Raw genomic sequence first — 16,605 nt, 5'->3', positions numbered from 1 at the left:
ACATGAAAAGATACCTGCTAGCACTCATTTGTTTAAATTGTTTGGTCTCATTGGTCTATGCGCAGGAAGAGACCCGAATTGAGGAAAAAGATACCTTAAGCTCGCTGGAGTCTGAGGTCGGATTGATTCCGGAAAGCTTGGATGCGAACGTGGATAGTTTGCTCCGTACTTGGCATGTGCAATATTTCTCAAAAAGAGAGGACTTTTGCCATGATGACGACGAGAATGTCTATTTCCCGGATTCGGTCTATATCGACCGCCTGTCTAGGCTTCCCAGCGTGATCGCTTTGCCCTATAATAATATAGTGCGTGATTGTATTGACTTATATGCGGAGCGTAAACGAAATTTAGTGCGTTATATGCTGGGGATGGCGGACTTTTATTTTCCGATAATCGAGCAGGTGTTGGATGAGCATGGCCTGCCTATTGAATTGAAATATCTCGCCGTCGTGGAAAGTGCCTTGAATCCGGTAGCCCTCTCTCGAGTGGGCGCTTGTGGTTTATGGCAATTCATGCTTCCTACGGGTAAGAGCTATGGCTTGGAGATTAATAGCTTGGTGGACGAGCGCCGGGACCCCTTGAAAGCGACCGAGGCCGCTTGTAAGTATTTCAAGGATATGTACGCTATCTATGGGGATTGGAATTTAGTGTTGGCATCTTATAACTGTGGGCCGGGCAACGTGAATAAAGCGATTCGTCGTTCGGGGGGCAAGACGGACTTCTGGGATATCTTCCCTTATTTACCGAAAGAGACTCGTTCATACGTCCCCTTATTTATCGCCGCCAATTACGTCATGAATTATTATTGCGAGCATAACATCTGTCCGATGCAAACCAGCTTGCCGCTAGCCACGGATACGGTCATGGTGAATAATGCCCTACATTTGCAGCAAGTATCGGATCTATTGCAAGTAGATATTGAGACGTTGCGTGCGTTAAATCCACAATATAAAAGAGACATCGTTCCGGGTAATACCCGCCCTTCGGTCTTGAAACTACCTGCGGCAGAAACCTATGCTTTTATTGATAAAGAAGATACGGTCTATACGCATCGGATCGAGGAACTGTTGGCGAATTGCATTTCCGCGAATAACTCTAATGGCTCTTTACCAAGTGGTGCGACCCGGGAAAAAATCACCCACGTGGTATTGAGTGGTGAGAATCTTTATACGATCGCTAATCGCTATGGAGTGACAGCGAAAGATATCCGTAAATGGAACGGGCTAGGCTCCAACCGGGTAGCGAAAGGAAAACGGTTAAGATTATATGTAGATAATGGGGGTGTCGCTTTTGCCTCGGCTTCGACTAAAACGACAGCGAAACCTGCGGAGAGGTCTTCTACCGCTTCAGCCTCGGCTAAAAAGATAACCCAGCCCTCATCTGCCACGGACCAGAAAGGCTTTGTGTCTTACAAGGTACGATCCGGAGATTCCTTGTATTCTATCTCGAAAAAGTATCCGGGGGTTAGTACGGCGGCTTTACAGAAAGCGAATGGTTTGTCCAGTCCTGATATACGTCCGGGTCAGGTATTAAAGATTCCTGTCGGATAGTAGGTTGCTTTTTCGTTTTCAATCTTCTTTTTTTCGTTTTGCTTCAAACAATGAGAGAAGTCGTGAAAAATTGATGTTACTTTGTATTTTGAAAAACTATAGGATATTTATGAGTTCATTTGAGACATCTATTTCACGTAAGCTCCCGCTGGTCAGCTTGATTAGCGCAATCTTTATTATCTATACGAATATTGCGTGGATACCTTGGGAGTTGAGTTTTCTGAGCAAGTCCGAGTACTTTGGGTTCTTTGCGTTTTTCACGTATCGTTTTCTATTTTTCTTGACGTTCATCTATCTGTTGCTTCGCTATAATCTGGGTAAGCTCCAGACATCATTGTTTACGAAACGGTTATGGAAGAATTTCTTGTTTTCCTTTATCGCTTATCTGTTTTATGCGACGATATCTTTCGGGATCTCATTTTGTACTCGTAAGACGGATTGCATGGGAAGTATCTTGATTTTCCAGTTCTTTGTTACTTGTCTGTTGTGTACCTTTATCGGATATATATCGATGCTTTTCACCAAGCAACGGGAAAAAGAGCAAGAGATAGAGAAGTTGCGCATCGAGAGTTTGCAGAGTCGGTGCGATGCTTTGGCTAACCAAATAAATCCTCATTTCTTTTTCAATGCCTTGAATGGGATCTCCTCCTTGATCCGGAAAAAGAACGATGAGCATACGTTATCTTATGTGACAAAGTTATCTGATATTTTCCGTTATATCTTACAGAGTGATAAAAGAGGGTTGGTTGCCTTGAAAGAGGAATTGATGTTCATTGAGGCTTTCCGCCATGTGATGGAGGTGCGTTTTGCCAATAAGCTGACTTTTACGATCGACATTCCCGAAGATAAGTGGAATTTGCGGATACCGGTTCTTTCTTTGCTTCCTTTGGTGGAGAATGCTACCGTACATAATATTATTGATAGTGATCATCGAATGGATATACGGATAGAGTTGAATGAGCGAATGGAATTAGTCGTTACGAACCCTATTTATCCAAAGTTGACACCTCCCGATACAAATGGGACTGGACTAAAGAATTTGGAAAACCGTTTTTTACTGTTAATGGATAAACAAATAAGGGTAGAATCAGATGAACAAATGTTCAAGGTCTATCTTCCTTTAAAATAATGCTATATGAAAATATTGATCGTAGAAGACGAGACTGCCGCCTATGAGAATTTGGCAGATATGATACTGAGCTTGGATTCTTCCATAGAGATAATGGGGAATACGGAGAGTGTCCGGCAAACGGTTCGTTGGCTGCAAGCCAATCCGAAACCGGATTTGCTATTTATGGATATTCATTTGTCGGATGGTTCCGCTTTCGCGATCTTTGATCAGATAGAGGTGGAGACTCCGATTATTTTTACGACAGCGTACGACCAGTATGCGATTGATGCGTTTAAGGTGAATAGTATAGACTATCTATTAAAACCCGTAAAACCAGAGGAACTAAACCACTCATTAGAGAAATTCAGTAGATGGAACCAACAGGATGTCTTACACTATTTATCTCAATTAACGCAATTGTCTTTAAGCCCGAAATATAAGGATAAATTGTTGATACCTGTCAAGGATAAACTATTGCCTATTGGTTTGAATGAGGTATCTTGTTTCTATACGGCGGATAAGAATACTTATATTTATTTAAGGAATGGAGGTTCGTATCCGTATGCTAAAACATTGGAACAAATTATATCTTCGTTGAATCCGGCGGAGTTTATTCGTGCGAATAAACAGTTTATAATTTCCCGTGACAGTGTAAAGGATATTACGATTTGGTTTGATAGCCGTTTATTAGTCACTCTCGATATAGAAGTCCCTGAGCGAATTTATATTAGTAAAAATAAAGCATCCGAGTTTAAGTCTTGGATAGTCAGTCAAGAATAGTACTTAATATCAATGCCGGTTCATTAAGAATCGGCATTTTTTTGCTGTTTTCGTGTTGAATCCCGTTTTTTTCCCTTTCGTCATAAACTAGAAACTATCTATTATATAATTCACCATCTTTGTAACAGAAACAAAGAGATGTATTGATGATATGTAAGTTGATATTTCTCAAAGTTATCATACTATAGAATAGGTTAATGGTTTGGTAAAAGGATTGGTCTGAAGTCGAAAGAATGTTTAGGCTATCTTGATTAGGATTGGTTGGTTGTTTTGTTATGTTATTGATTTTTTAATAGGTAAATTTTAGGTATTATGAGAAAGTTATTTATGGCAGTAGCGATTTTAGGTATTAGTGCTACAGTAAGTTTTGCGAAAGCGCAATGTGTGAATGAAAATGGTAATAAAGAACCGTTTGCGGTAGAGTTCGGCAAATTAAGTTCTTACTTGGATTTGACCCCATCTCAGATGGATGAGGTATATGACATTAATGAATATTTTAAAGGACAACAAAAGGAAAGCTTGAGTAGAGACACGAAACGTCAGGAGGAGCGATTGCAGAAAGCTGTTTATGGAAATCTGAAATTGATGAAAAGTGCTTTGAGCGATAATCAGTATCGTAAGTATGTCACATTGTTGAATGTTACTAATAATAATAACCGATTAACTGGCGCTGTGACATTTACGGATATTTACTTGGCTGATAATAAATGAGTGTAACCTTAGCTTGATGTGATGTTGACAAGAAGGCGGTTTCTGTATGGTACGGAAATCGCCTTTTTTCGTGATAAGTACTCAATTTTTCGCCTTGCGCCGGATGCTGTACTAGTGTTTGGATATTGTTTGTAATATTGCGAAAGACGAATAATAATACTTGATGGAAATGCTATATAATAATAGAGTTACGATTTGTACTTGTGCCTCCCGCTCTTTTATAGATAAGGAGAAAGTGGTAAAGGTGGCGGCCTTTTTAAGGCAAGAAGGATATGATGTGGTAGTAGAGCCTGATCTATGTGAGAAAGTGAGGGAGAGAACATCGGATTTGCCGGATGTCGCCTCATCCACGATTATCGCTTGCTATCCGAGGGCGATCCGTTCCCTTTTCGCTTCCGTGGGAATGGAAACTTCTCGTGTATTGGATATCCGGAATGAGGGTATGGAAGCGATTTTGGATTCTTTCGGATTCGCATATGAGGTTAGTCCCGTAGAAATGGAGGAAGAGGAGGTTATTCGCCAGTCGGTATCTTCTTTTCCGGTCAAGATTGGTGTCGATGCTTGGTATCCTACATTGGATAAAGAACGTTGTACGGACTGCGGTAAATGCCATGACTTCTGCCTGTTCGGTGTTTATACGATAGAAGACGGTGTCGTAACTGTAAAACAGCCCCAGAATTGTAAGAATAATTGTCCGGCTTGTGCCCGGATGTGCCCGAATAAAGCGATTATATTTCCCAAATATGAGAAATCTCCGATCAATGGGGGTTTGAAGGATGAGGAATTGGCGGTTTCCATCGATGCGAAAACGGTTTATGCGGATACACTTCGGGCACGTTTGGCACAACGAAGAGCCGGTGTCTCTTTCTTGAAAAAAGATAATCAATGAGATTTAACGAATACATAGCGACTGCAAGGACCTCTTCACGGATATTCAAGGAATGTTCGCCTCGTCTGATATGGAAGTTCATGTACAATTTCGGTTGGCGTAATTTTCGGAACATGGCCGCATTTGAGAAGCGACAAGCATTAGGCGCTCCGTTTTTCCCCGCATTCGTGATGATATCCATCACGGAGAGTTGTAATTTGAGTTGTAGCGGTTGTTGGGTCTCTGCCGGTGGCAGGAAAGCCCTCTCTATAACCCAATTGAATGGTATTATAACCGAAAGTAAAAGACAAGGTTCTTATTTTTTCGGGATACTGGGAGGAGAGCCTTTGATGTATAAAGGTCTGTTGGAAACCATGGAGAAACATTCGGACTGCTACTTCCAATTGTTTACCAACGCTACTTTGCTGACAGAAGAGGTGGCCTTTCGCTTAAAAAAGATGGGAAATGTTACTCCTCTGATCAGTATCGAAGGATTGAAAGACGAGAGCGATATCCGCCGTGGGAAAGATGGTGTATTGGATCGTACGATCCGTGGAGTGCGTGCCTGTCGGAAAGCCCGTTTGATTTTCGGTGTAGCTGCCAGTATATGCCGGAGTAATTATGAGGATTTGGTGAGTCGGGCCCATATCGAACGGATGGCTAGGGAGGGTGCGCTCTATTTGTGGTATTATATCTATCGTCCGGTGGGAGCGGTTCCTAATGTGGAGAATGCGTTGACTAAGGAGCAAATTAGGGATTTCCGTCGGTTTATTGTCGAGCAACGGAGGGATGCGCCCTTGTTTATTATCGATACTTATTGGGATGATAAGGGAAAAGCCCTATGTCCGGCGGCGACGGGTATGAGCCATCATATATCTCCGTCGGGGGCGGTCGAGTTTTGCCCGCCTTTACAGATGGCTAGGGACTTTATTAATGGGGATGCCTCAAACTTGGTGGAGCTATTCCGTGATTCAAGGTTTTTGGCGGATCTGCGGAAAATGACAGCCGAGACATCCAGGGGCTGTATCCTTTTGGAAGATCCCGGAAAAATGTGGAGATTCTTGGAACAACAGGGTGCGATAGATACTACGACTCGGGGTACGGTAAGGGAGGAATATCAGAAAATGAACCCGGTTCCCGGTCATGATATGGAAGGGGAGGAGATTCCTGAGCAGAATGTTTTTTACAGACTCTTGAAGAAGAAATACTTTTTTGGATTTGGAGCTTACGGTTAATCTTTGAGTACGCATGGAAAACAAACTGATACATAACATACCGGCATCTTATGCTGAACGGGATGAATTGCGTAATCGAATTCAAGCATTTGTGGACGATTTAACGATCCAGCCCCCACTGTCCTTGGACGATTTGTCGAACTTCGCGGATCAATTGATTCGTGAGTATGCACTAGACGTAGAGGTAAGAGGGTGGCTGATGGTAGAGATCCATAATCAAGTATGGAAGGAAACGGTCGCTTCCATTCCCTATGAGAGACGTGTATTACTACTACCTAAGTGTTTGAGTAATTCTGCTAAATGCCAGGCGGAAATTGATGAATTAGGTCTTTTATGCCATCGATGTAGTCATTGTTCGATTCCCGATCTTCAAGATAAAGCGGAAAGTCTGGGCATAATGAGTATTGTCGCAGAAGGTTTTACTTCCGTGGTAGGCTTGATACAGAATCGGGTAGTTGATTCAGTGATCGGGGTAAGTTGCTTGGATTCCTTGGAAAAAGCTTTTCCCTTGCTTATCAGTAATGCTGTTCCGGGCTTGGCTATACCCCTAAATACGTCCGGATGTAAGGATACCCATGTTGATTATGAATATGTGATTCGTATGATGGGGATGCGCTCGGATAATAAGGCTAGGCTGTTGGATTATGATGGATTACGAGCGGATTTGAAAAGATGGTTCTCGAAAGAGAATTTAGCAGGCCATTTCTCTCCGGCTAAAGACCAAACCTCTTCGGTCGCCTTAGAATGGATGGGCGGTGAAGGCAAGCGATGGCGTCCTTATTTATTGGCGGCTACTTATCTGGCTTTGACCGGGGAGGCTGAGGTTCCGGACGATGTACAGCGGGCCGCTATTGCGGTGGAATGTTTCCATAAAGCCTCTTTAGTGCATGATGACATACAAGATAATGATAAGGAGCGGTACGGTAAACCAACGATAAATGCTTTGTATGGTGTGCCTATAGCGATTAATGTCGGTGATATCTTATTGGGTGAAGGCTATCGGCTTTTATCTCAGTGTGATGCGAGAGCACTAACAGCGGTGGCTGCTGATGCGCATATAGCGCTTTGTAAAGGACAAGGAATGGAACTGGAATGGAGCGTTTCCCCTCGCCCTTTGACATTGGATTGGGTATTGGAAATATTCTGTAATAAGACGGTCCCTGCCTTCGAGGTATCCTTGGTATTAGGATTGATCTGCGCAGGTGATGACGAGGTGCTTCGTCGGATCTTTCATCAGTATTCCCGGGCATTGGGTATCGCATATCAGTTATTGGATGATATAGAGGATTTTAAGGATGACCGGCCGGTAGCGTTAAGGCCCTCTGCCGTATTAGCCGTGCTTTGTGAGCAAAATCCGGAACCTGTATTTACGCATTCCCTTTTGGAATGTGAGAATTTGAAGGCTTTCTTAGGCCGTTCGGAGAATAAGCCGCTTTTGCGAACGACTCTTGAACGGGTCGGGCAGATGGCAGATACATATCATCAAGCTGCGTTGACAGCTTTGCATGAGATCAAGAATGTGGAGTTAAAACGACTTCTTTTCCGGGTAACCGAACGAATCTTGAAATAAATGACTGTTTGAGATGAAAACTACAATATCAACAAGATTGATGCATACCCTTTACGGAGGGAAAAAGCGGTTGGGAAGTGAGGCCCTTCTGCGTTTATCGTGCTTTGTCGAATCCCAGAAGACCGAGGGGGATACTTTCGTAAACAAAAGTGGAGAGGTTGATTTGTACTATACTTCGTTCGGCTGGCTTCTGTCATACGTATTGGGCATTGATTTGAGTATGGAGAAAAGGAGATCTTATTTGGAAAAGCAGCCTGTAATGTCGTTGGATTTGGTTCATTACGCAGCCTATATGCGTTGTGTATTGCTACATCGGTTGATGAAAGAGGGAAAGTTCCGTTTTCTATTGGGGGCAATGCGTCCGATGCCGATTAGGAGTTTTACTTCTTTTATGGACCTGCCTCATGATGACATATGGTCTCCTTATACCCGGTTTATTTGGATGTCTTTATTGGAAGATACACAAAATAAGGAAAACGAAAAAAAGGCCGTCTTGGAAAAGCTAAGGTCTTATCGTGTAAAAGGAGGAGGCTACTCGAATTTGCGGGATCGGGAGGTCGCTACGACAAACGCTACGGTCGCAGCCCTTGCGATTATCGGGCAATTGGAGGGCTATAAGCCGATCGACGATCTTTTTTATTTACGGGATACGCAGGATGAGACCGGTGGTTTCAAAGCTGGACGAGGAGCTCCTGTTCCGGATCTTCTTTCTACGGCTACGACCCTTTTTCTTATGGGATGCTATGATATACGACCCGTTAGGCCAGTTCATGATTTTATTGAGGCTCATTGGTTGGATTCGGGTGGTTTCTCGGCGACACTGCTGGAAGATAGTAGTGATGTGGAGTATGTGTTTTATGGATTATTGGCATTAGGAGCGTTATGAGAACAGAACAGGTAAATGAAATGATAGCGGACATTACCCGGCAACTTTTACAGAAACGGTCGTCCGATGGAATCTGGAGGGGGTGTTTATCTTCAAGCGCAATCTCGACATCTGTCGCTATTTTTGCTTTATATCAAATCGACTCGGATACGTATGAGCCATATATAAGGAAGGGAGCCGGATGGTTGAAGAAAACGATGCGTGCGGATGGTTCTTGGGGGGATAGCGTGGAAAGCCCTTCTAATATGACAGCTACCCTGCTTTCGTATGCTTCTTTATATGCGGTGGATATACCGCCTCATGAGACAGAAACCTATTTGAAGGAACGTTTAGGAGGGAATACGGATGAGGATATCGTACAGGGGGTTCTCTCTTATTATGGAAAAGACTTGACTTTCTCCGTTCCTATTTTAGTTATGTGTGCGTTGGCGGGAGTTATTACACATTGGGATCGTATCCCGCAATTGCCTTTCGAGCTTTCCGTGTTACCTCAACGGCTGTTTCGCTTTCTGCGATTACCGGTCGTTAGTTATGCGATACCTGCCTTAATAGCGGTGGGAATCCTTCGTTATGAAAAGGGAAAACGGGATTTTTTATCATCTGTTCGAGAGTCGTTTATAGGGAAATCCTTACGTGTATTAGAGAAGTTGCAACCCAGTCATGGTGGTTTTCTGGAAGCTGCCCCATTGACCGCTTTTGTTAGTATGTGTATGAGTGGGGCCGGTTTCCGGGAACATGCGGTAACACAAAAGGCCGCTCAGTTCTTGATAAAAACGGTTCGTCCGGATGGCACTTGGCCGATTGATACGGATTTGTCTTGCTGGGTTACCTCTTTAAGTATAAAAGCATTAGGGGAAGACTTGGAGGATAAAACTTTTTTTATTGAACGGATAAAGCGGAATGCTTTTGCGTTTAGGCATCCTTTTACGGGTGCCAAGGAAGGTGGTTGGGGATGGAGTGATCTTCCCGGGTCTGTGCCTGATGCGGATGATACTTCCGGTGCGCTGGTCGCTTTGCATGTCTTAACTGGCGGGACTTATAGCGAGGAAGTAGGTAAAGGTGTGGAGTGGCTTTTAGCTTTGCAAAATGAGGATGGGGGAATGCCTACTTTTTGTAAAGGTTGGGGAAAACTCCCTTTCGACCGGAGTAGTCCCGATATCTCTGCGCATTCACTTTTGGCTTTCGAGCTTTGGCTGGATGCGCTCCCTAAGGAATTGAGGGTTAAATGCCGGAGGAGTATCCGTCGGTTATTGGGTTGGATGTGGAAGATTCAGTCATCGGATGGTTCATGGACTCCTTTATGGTTTGGAGACCAAGATGCGAAGGATGAGCGTTCTCCTGTTTATGGTACGGCGATGGCGGTGGAATATTTGTCGACTTCCCGGAATCCATTGGCTCGGAAGTTGGCGGAGAATGGTCTCCGGTATCTTTTAGCTTCTCAGGATGAGGATGGGGGATGGGGAGGTGCTCCCAAGGTTGCCTCAAAAATCACTTTGACAGCCCGTGCGTTAAGTGCCTTGGCTTCTTATCCCGAAAGTGATCTTAAATCGATGGAACGAGGCTTTGATTATTTATATGGTATGTATCAAAGCGGGCTATTGTTCCGTCCCGAACCTATAGGGCTTTATTTTGCCCGTCTTTGGTATTCGGAGGAATTGTATAATCACACATTTGTGCTGAATGCGCTGAAGAAGTTGAAACAACGAATAAAATAAGATAGATCGTGAAAGAGAGAAAGACCTTATTAATAACGGTTGCTACGGTATGTATTTATACCGCTATCCTTGTAGGGTGGCATTTGTATGTCCCTCGTGAGAATCTTACGATTCAGGTTCCCGGAGCGGATAATCGCCCGGAGGGATTGGCTCGTAAAGCGAATGATGTCGTGATCGGTGAATATTTCATGAAATATGAGGAGGAGCCTCCTTCCGGACTTACGGGGGAATGGATTGGATTTAGAGGGGAGCGTTTTGATAATGTAGTTGAGACTCCGGACAAGATCAATACCGAGGCGGGAGATTACCCCGTAGTATGGAGCTTTGAGACAGGTGAAGGACATGCGGCCCCTGTGATCTATAAGGGCAGGGTATATGTATTGGATTATAATGAGTCCTTGAACTCTGATGCTTTGCGTTGTTTTTCCTTGGAAAGTGGTAAAGAGCTATGGCGGAGATGGTATAGGGTTCCTATGAAACGTAATCATGGCTTTTCGCGTACGGTTCCGGTTATACGTGACGAGTATGTGATAACGATCGGTCCTCAAGGGCATGTAATGTGTTGCGATCCGGTGACTGGTGACTTGAAATGGGGTATTGATATGCAAAAGCAGTTTAAGACGGAAGTCCCTTTCTGGTATACCGGGCAGTGTCCTTGCGTAGATGATGATGTTTTGGTTTTGGCTCCGGCCGGTGAAGAGACTCTGTTGGCGGGTGTGGATTGTCTTACGGGTGAGATCGTGTGGAGTACTCCGAATACATTGGGTTATAAAATGTCGCATTCTTCTGTAATGCCGATGAGTTTGAGTAATAAGAGAACGTATGTTTATGCCGGAGTGGGAGGTGTTTGCGGCGTATCGGCGGAAAAAGCGGATCGGGGTACTCTCTTATGGGATACAAAAAAATGGCAACCTTCCGTGATCGCTCCGTCTCCATTACGTTTGTCATCAAGCCGGATATTCCTTGTGGCGGGCTATGGGACGGGAGGGGCTCTCTTACAAGTGGATAAGGCAGGATCGAAGTGGACCGCTACGGTTTTGGACCAGTATAAAGCGGATAAGGGCTTATCTAGCGAGCAGCAGACGCCTATCCTATATAATGATATGATCATTAGCGTGATGCCGAAAGACGGTGGGGGATTACGTGGTAAACTGGTCTGTTTCTCGCCTACGGATTTGCATAATCCAATTTGGAGTTCCGCTGCGGATGAACGTTTTGGACTTGGTCCTTATTTAGTTATCAATAAGCATCTGTTTGCTTTCAAGGATGATGGTGAATTATATGTATATGAGATACAGTCTAAAGCGATGAAACTCTTGAAAAAACAACGAGTCATGGACGGTGTAGATGCTTGGGGGCCGATGGCCTATGCGGATGGGATGCTTGTACTGCGGGATGCTCATACGGTTAAATGTCTAAAAATCGTATGATCAAGTAAATAAGATAATCAATTCTAAAAGATAAAAGGTATGGAACCGAATCAAGATAATGGAAATAGAATATCGCGCAAGAGTTTTTTGCGTATTTGTGGTTCTGTCATAGCGGGTGGAAGTATATTGGGGGTTACCGGTAACCTGTTATGGAAGATGTTTACGAGGCCGGATGATATTTTTTATGGGGTGGATAAAAAGAGTACTACCATAAATCGTAGTCATGTGAATAATATTGTATCCCCTTATAGGAAGGTTTCCGCATTTAAGATATCAGACCAGATCGACGCTTTTGATTTGTATGAAGGCCGGTTGATTGTTGCTGCGCCAAACAATATTTATGTGTATGAACCCTCCGGGGCATTGGTGAGTAACTTTCCGGTCGGGAGTTCTGTACGGGATGTTACGGTGGATGATGATCGTGTTTATCTTTTGTATCCTACGAGGGTGGAAGTCTATGATCTGGAAGGCGGATGGATACGGGATTGGGAGGCTTGCAGCGAGGAGTCTGATTATTGTTCGTTGACGGTTTTATCAGGGAATGTCTTTGTTACGGATGCGGCTAATAAAAATATTTGTATGTATACGATTGAAGGAGGTTTTGTGAAGTTTATTCAAAGTCCGTCCGGTTTTATTGTGCCCAGCTATTCTTTTGGTATTACGAATATAGATGGAGTGGTTTACTGTTCGAATCCGGGAAGACACCTAGTGGAAAGTTATTCACCGGAAGGCGAGTATATCTCCTCATTTGGCAAACCGGGCGGTGCTGCCGGCCTATTTAGCGGATGCTGTAACCCAGTCTATTTAGCGGGTACACCCACAGGAGAGGTTATCACATCTGAAAAGGGGATTCCTCGAATCAGTTGTTACGGAAAGAATGGCGAGTTCCATAGTGTATTATTGGATGAAAAAGCATTGGGAGGTGGCCATGCCGCTTATGAGGTGAGAGTTTGGGATGACAAGTTGGTGGTTGCCGGTAAAGATGCGTTATCGATATTTCAATATGATAAAAAGCTGGCGGTACAGACCGCATGTTCAACTTGTGGTATTGATTGTCCTTTGAAGATAGGTGTTACGATTTAAGGAAGAATATGGAACAGAAGAAAGATCATCCGAAAAATAGTCCGATTAAACGGCGAGAGTTTTTCAAGCTTTGCGGTTCGGTGGTTGCCGGAGGAACGATCCTAGCGGTTGCCGGCGGTATGGCCCGGAAGGTGGAAGGAACGGAGGCTAGTTTATTCTGGCAAATCGATCCGAATGTATGTACGCAATGCGGACGTTGCGAGACACATTGCGTGTTACCTGTCTCGGCCGTAAAATGTATTCATGCGAATAAGGTATGCGGTTATTGTGATTTGTGCGGAGGCTATTACCGAACGAACGTGAAAGAGCTGAATACTGCCGCTGAGAATATGATGTGCCCGACGGGTGCCATCCTGCGTAAATTCGTGGAAGACCCCTATTTTGAATATACGATCGATGAGGATCTTTGCAATGGCTGCGGCAAATGTGTGAAAGGATGTAGCTCTTTTGGAAATGGCTCGCTCTATTTACAGATTAAACAGGATTTGTGCCTGAATTGTAATGAATGTCAAATATCTACCGTATGCGCATCGGGTGCTATAACGAGAGTTCCGTATGCGACGGCTTATAAATTAAAAGGTTAATCGGATGAAAAAGCTTTTATCAATAGGGACCCTACTCTTTTCGTGGGTGATGCTTCAGGCACAAAACCGGTTTCCGAAACCGGATTTTGAGTCTGGTTACCAATATCCGGAATTACATTATGCCATACCCAATGAGACCTTGTGGGTGGTATTGGATCTATTTATGTTGGTACTTTTGATGAGTATCGTGGTATGGGCGGTATATAAGAAACATACCCGTAAGCCTATTTTCTGGGTTTCGGTTATCTCGGTAGCTTATTTTGGTTTTTTCCGGAGTGGCTGTGTCTGTAGCATCGGCTCGATACAGAATATAGCGTTGGCCATGGTGGATTCTACTTATCATTTACCGTTGACGGTATTGTTATTTTTTATCTTGCCAATATTATTTGCTTTTTTGTTCGGGCGGGTATTCTGTGCGGGTGTATGTCCGTTTGGGGCCCTACAAGAATTGGTGAACGTCAAGAACTACCGAATCTCGAAAGCAGTTACGGCTGCGTTGGGAATAATCCCTTGGTTATATCTTATATTCGCCGTTTTATACGCTGTGACGAGAAGCCGTTTTATCATCTGTCAGTTCGACCCGTTTATTGGTATCTTCCGTTTAGGAGGAGATGTGGGACTTCTTTTGTTCGGGGCCTTGTTGCTGATTTTATCTGTTTTCACAGGGAGGCCGTTTTGTCGTTTCTTATGTCCTTACGGAGCGTTATTAAGTCTTTTCTCTTCGGTGTCTATCTGGAAAATTCGTCTTTCCCGAAAAGCATGTATCAATTGCGAACTTTGCCATAATTCGTGTCCTGTGGATGCGATCCGCTCTCCTTATGCGAACAAGGTAAAAGAGAGCCGGAAAGAAGGTGTACGGAGACTTTTAGGTTATTTGGTCGTATTGCCGTTGATGATCGCGGCGGGGGCTTTCTTGATGCGTTCGGCAAGCTCGGATTTGAGTCGGGCAAATAAGGATGTGCGTTTGTATGATATGGTGGAACGGCATGAGGCGAATCCGGAAGAGGAGCTTTCTTTAGAATTGGAGGCTTTTTACGGACAAGGGCGTACCTTGGAAGAGCTGACGAGTGCGTATGAGGCGAAATTGGACGAATTTCGTTTTTATTCCACGATAGCGGGAGGTTTGATCGGTTTGGTAATAGGTTTGGCCTTGATCCGCTTGTCCGTAAAGCGTACCCGTAAGCAATATGAGATCAATCATGCGGCTTGCGTGGCTTGTGCCCTGTGTTTCAGTTATTGCCCTCAGAATAAGAATAGTGTTGAACTGCGTAAATCATCAGAATCATGAATAAGGATATTTACAGAAATATAGCTGCGGTTACGGCTATCTTTATTATTTCGTTGTCGGTCATGTTGATCACGAATTATTTTCAAGTGAGGGGCGTTACGCCGCTTCAGACCGAGGTGGTGGAGACCTTGAAGCTACTGAACGATACGAATCCGGATAATCCGGAATTGCAAGAACAGATACGCCAATTGGATTTATTAGCTCGCAGGGCTTATTTTATACAAGAGGATCATTTGAAGTTGGGTGTTTATATCTTATTGGGCATGGTAGCCGTGTTCGTTGTCTGCTTGCGTTTTTATTTTAAGGGGGAGATGCATATCCCGGATAAGGAAATCGATCCGATCGACGAATGGATGCTGAAGTCTAAATCCCGTAAATATATAACATGGAGTATGTTCGGGTTGGTCGGAGTCTCTTTATTTTTCGTGTTCTTATCATCTCCTTTCTTAGCAACGGAGAAGACCGAGAGTGTGGCGGAGGAAACACTAATAGCCGAGAGTACGCAAGTTGAGCCTGATAGTGAGGTGATAGAACCGGCTATAGATATCGAAGAGCCGATGAATGAAGTAATTATAGATACCACTAATGATGTGACTCCGGTAGAAGAGGCTTTTCCCGCAACCAGTGAAGAGCCTCAGCCGGTAGTCCCTAAAATTACGCATAATGCGTTTAGGGGGAATTATTCAAACGGTGTGTCTGCGGCTAAGGGGATACCGGTGAAATGGGATTTGAGTAGTGGTACCAATATCGCTTGGAAAAAGGAAATACCCAGACCCGGCCATAACTCGCCAGTCATTAACGGTAATCATGTGTTTTTTACAGGAGCGGACGAGCAAGCTCGTGAGCTGTATTGCTATGATCTGACAACCGGTGAGCAGCGATGGAGTTTGGCGGCTACGAATATTCCGGGTTCGCCCTCCGTGATGCCGAAGGTGACGGAAGACACGGGCTTGGCTTCCTCTTCCGTAGCGACCGATGGAAATCGGGTATGCGCTATCTTCGCTACCGGTGATGTGGTTTGTGCGGATATGGATGGTAAACAGTTATGGGCTAAGAATCTGGGGGTTCCGGATAATCATTATGGTTTCGTATCCTCTCTCCTTATTTTCGGCAATACGCTTTTCATACAATACGATAATAATAAAGATCCGAAACTGATCGCGTTGGATGTAGCTAACGGTAACCAGCGTTGGGTGAAGAACCGGCCGGGAAAAATCTGTTGGAGCTCTCCCTCTATCGCTTACGTGAATCGGAAGCCCCAGTTGATTCTAATGGGTAACCCAGCGATAACCGCATACGACCCGAATTCCGGTGAGCAATTGTGGCAGGTGGATTGTATGGGAGGCGAGGTATGTTCCTGTCCGTGTAGTATCGACGGGGTGATATTCGGAGCTAACGAATACGCCAAGCTAGTGGCGATTAATGGCGCGGACGGAAAGGTTCTGTGGGAAAGCTCGGATTATCTGCCAGAGGTATCCAGCCCGGTAGCGACAAAAGATCATTTGTATGTGGCGACGAGTTATGGCGTCCTTGCGGCTTATGATACAAAGACCGGTGCGTTGGCTAAAGAACATGAGTTGAATGTAGAGTTTTACTCTTCCCCGATGATCGTGGAAGGCAAGCTTTATCTTTTCAGTAATGACGGGAAGATGCATATTTTCTCCACGGATAATGAATTTAACCTGTTGAGTTCTTTTGAGACCGGAGAACGTACGATGGCTACTCCTGCTTTTACGGATGGAAAGATCGTGGTGCGTACGGAAAAGAGTATTTATTGTGTAGCGATGAATTAAT

14 protein-coding genes are annotated in these 16,605 nt (G+C 44.3%); all 14 read left to right on the top strand.

Annotated elements, in window-relative coordinates:
- Positions 1-2 precede the first annotated feature (2 nt).
- The 14 genes from ACESPU_RS12015 to ACESPU_RS11950 all read left to right on the top strand — a co-directional run bounded on the left by ACESPU_RS12015 (position 3) and on the right by ACESPU_RS11950 (position 16,604).
- A complete protein-coding gene (locus ACESPU_RS12015; protein ID WP_005866823.1) occupies positions 3-1,550 on the top strand; it encodes a lytic transglycosylase domain-containing protein in 1,548 nt (515 codons plus the stop codon).
- 109 nt (positions 1,551-1,659) lie between these two features.
- Positions 1,660-2,679: a sensor histidine kinase gene (locus tag ACESPU_RS12010; protein WP_005866824.1), complete on the top strand. Its 1,020-nt coding sequence runs from the start codon at positions 1,660-1,662 to the stop codon at positions 2,677-2,679.
- 6 nt (positions 2,680-2,685) lie between these two features.
- Positions 2,686-3,441, top strand: coding sequence for a LytR/AlgR family response regulator transcription factor (locus tag ACESPU_RS12005; RefSeq protein ID WP_373133382.1), 756 nt, complete (start codon positions 2,686-2,688; stop codon positions 3,439-3,441).
- A 312-nt stretch (positions 3,442-3,753) separates the two neighbouring features.
- Positions 3,754-4,152: a hypothetical protein gene (locus tag ACESPU_RS12000; RefSeq protein ID WP_005866829.1), complete on the top strand. Its 399-nt coding sequence runs from the start codon at positions 3,754-3,756 to the stop codon at positions 4,150-4,152.
- A 169-nt stretch (positions 4,153-4,321) separates the two neighbouring features.
- The gene (locus ACESPU_RS11995) at positions 4,322-5,041 is read left to right on the top strand and encodes a ferredoxin family protein (protein ID WP_227154213.1); all 720 of its coding nucleotides are present in this window, start codon (positions 4,322-4,324) and stop codon (positions 5,039-5,041) included.
- A complete protein-coding gene (locus ACESPU_RS11990; RefSeq protein WP_158532560.1) occupies positions 5,038-6,255 on the top strand; it encodes a radical SAM protein in 1,218 nt (405 codons plus the stop codon). The genes ACESPU_RS11995 and ACESPU_RS11990 overlap by 4 nt, the downstream gene beginning before the upstream one ends.
- A gap of 13 nt (positions 6,256-6,268) precedes the next feature.
- A complete protein-coding gene (locus tag ACESPU_RS11985; protein WP_158532561.1) occupies positions 6,269-7,825 on the top strand; it encodes a polyprenyl synthetase family protein in 1,557 nt (518 codons plus the stop codon).
- Positions 7,826-7,838: 13 nt separating this feature from the next.
- Positions 7,839-8,711: a hypothetical protein gene (locus tag ACESPU_RS11980; protein ID WP_158532562.1), complete on the top strand. Its 873-nt coding sequence runs from the start codon at positions 7,839-7,841 to the stop codon at positions 8,709-8,711.
- The gene (locus ACESPU_RS11975) at positions 8,708-10,426 is read left to right on the top strand and encodes a prenyltransferase/squalene oxidase repeat-containing protein (protein ID WP_057326014.1); all 1,719 of its coding nucleotides are present in this window, start codon (positions 8,708-8,710) and stop codon (positions 10,424-10,426) included. The genes ACESPU_RS11980 and ACESPU_RS11975 overlap by 4 nt, the downstream gene beginning before the upstream one ends.
- Positions 10,427-10,434: 8 nt before the next feature.
- The gene (locus ACESPU_RS11970) at positions 10,435-11,856 is read left to right on the top strand and encodes a PQQ-binding-like beta-propeller repeat protein (RefSeq protein ID WP_057326013.1); all 1,422 of its coding nucleotides are present in this window, start codon (positions 10,435-10,437) and stop codon (positions 11,854-11,856) included.
- A 39-nt stretch (positions 11,857-11,895) separates the two neighbouring features.
- Positions 11,896-12,939 (top strand): hypothetical protein, encoded by a 1,044-nt coding sequence (locus ACESPU_RS11965; protein WP_158532563.1) that lies wholly within the window; start codon positions 11,896-11,898, stop codon positions 12,937-12,939.
- Positions 12,940-12,947: 8 nt separating this feature from the next.
- Positions 12,948-13,523, top strand: coding sequence for a ferredoxin (locus tag ACESPU_RS11960; RefSeq protein WP_057326011.1), 576 nt, complete (start codon positions 12,948-12,950; stop codon positions 13,521-13,523).
- 4 nt (positions 13,524-13,527) lie between these two features.
- Complete coding sequence (locus ACESPU_RS11955; protein WP_158532564.1) at positions 13,528-14,811, top strand: 4Fe-4S binding protein; 1,284 nt, start codon at positions 13,528-13,530, stop codon at positions 14,809-14,811.
- On the top strand, positions 14,808-16,604 hold the full coding sequence (locus ACESPU_RS11950; protein ID WP_057326010.1) for a PQQ-like beta-propeller repeat protein: 1,797 nt from the start codon (positions 14,808-14,810) through the stop codon (positions 16,602-16,604). The genes ACESPU_RS11955 and ACESPU_RS11950 overlap by 4 nt, the downstream gene beginning before the upstream one ends.
- The last annotated feature ends 1 nt before the right edge of the window (position 16,605 follow it).

The sequence above is a fragment of the Parabacteroides sp. 20_3 genome (assembly GCF_964238835.1).
In the GTDB taxonomy this organism is placed as follows: Bacteria; Bacteroidota; Bacteroidia; order Bacteroidales; family Tannerellaceae; genus Parabacteroides; species Parabacteroides distasonis.
This window is presented reverse-complemented; position numbering and strand designations above follow the sequence as displayed.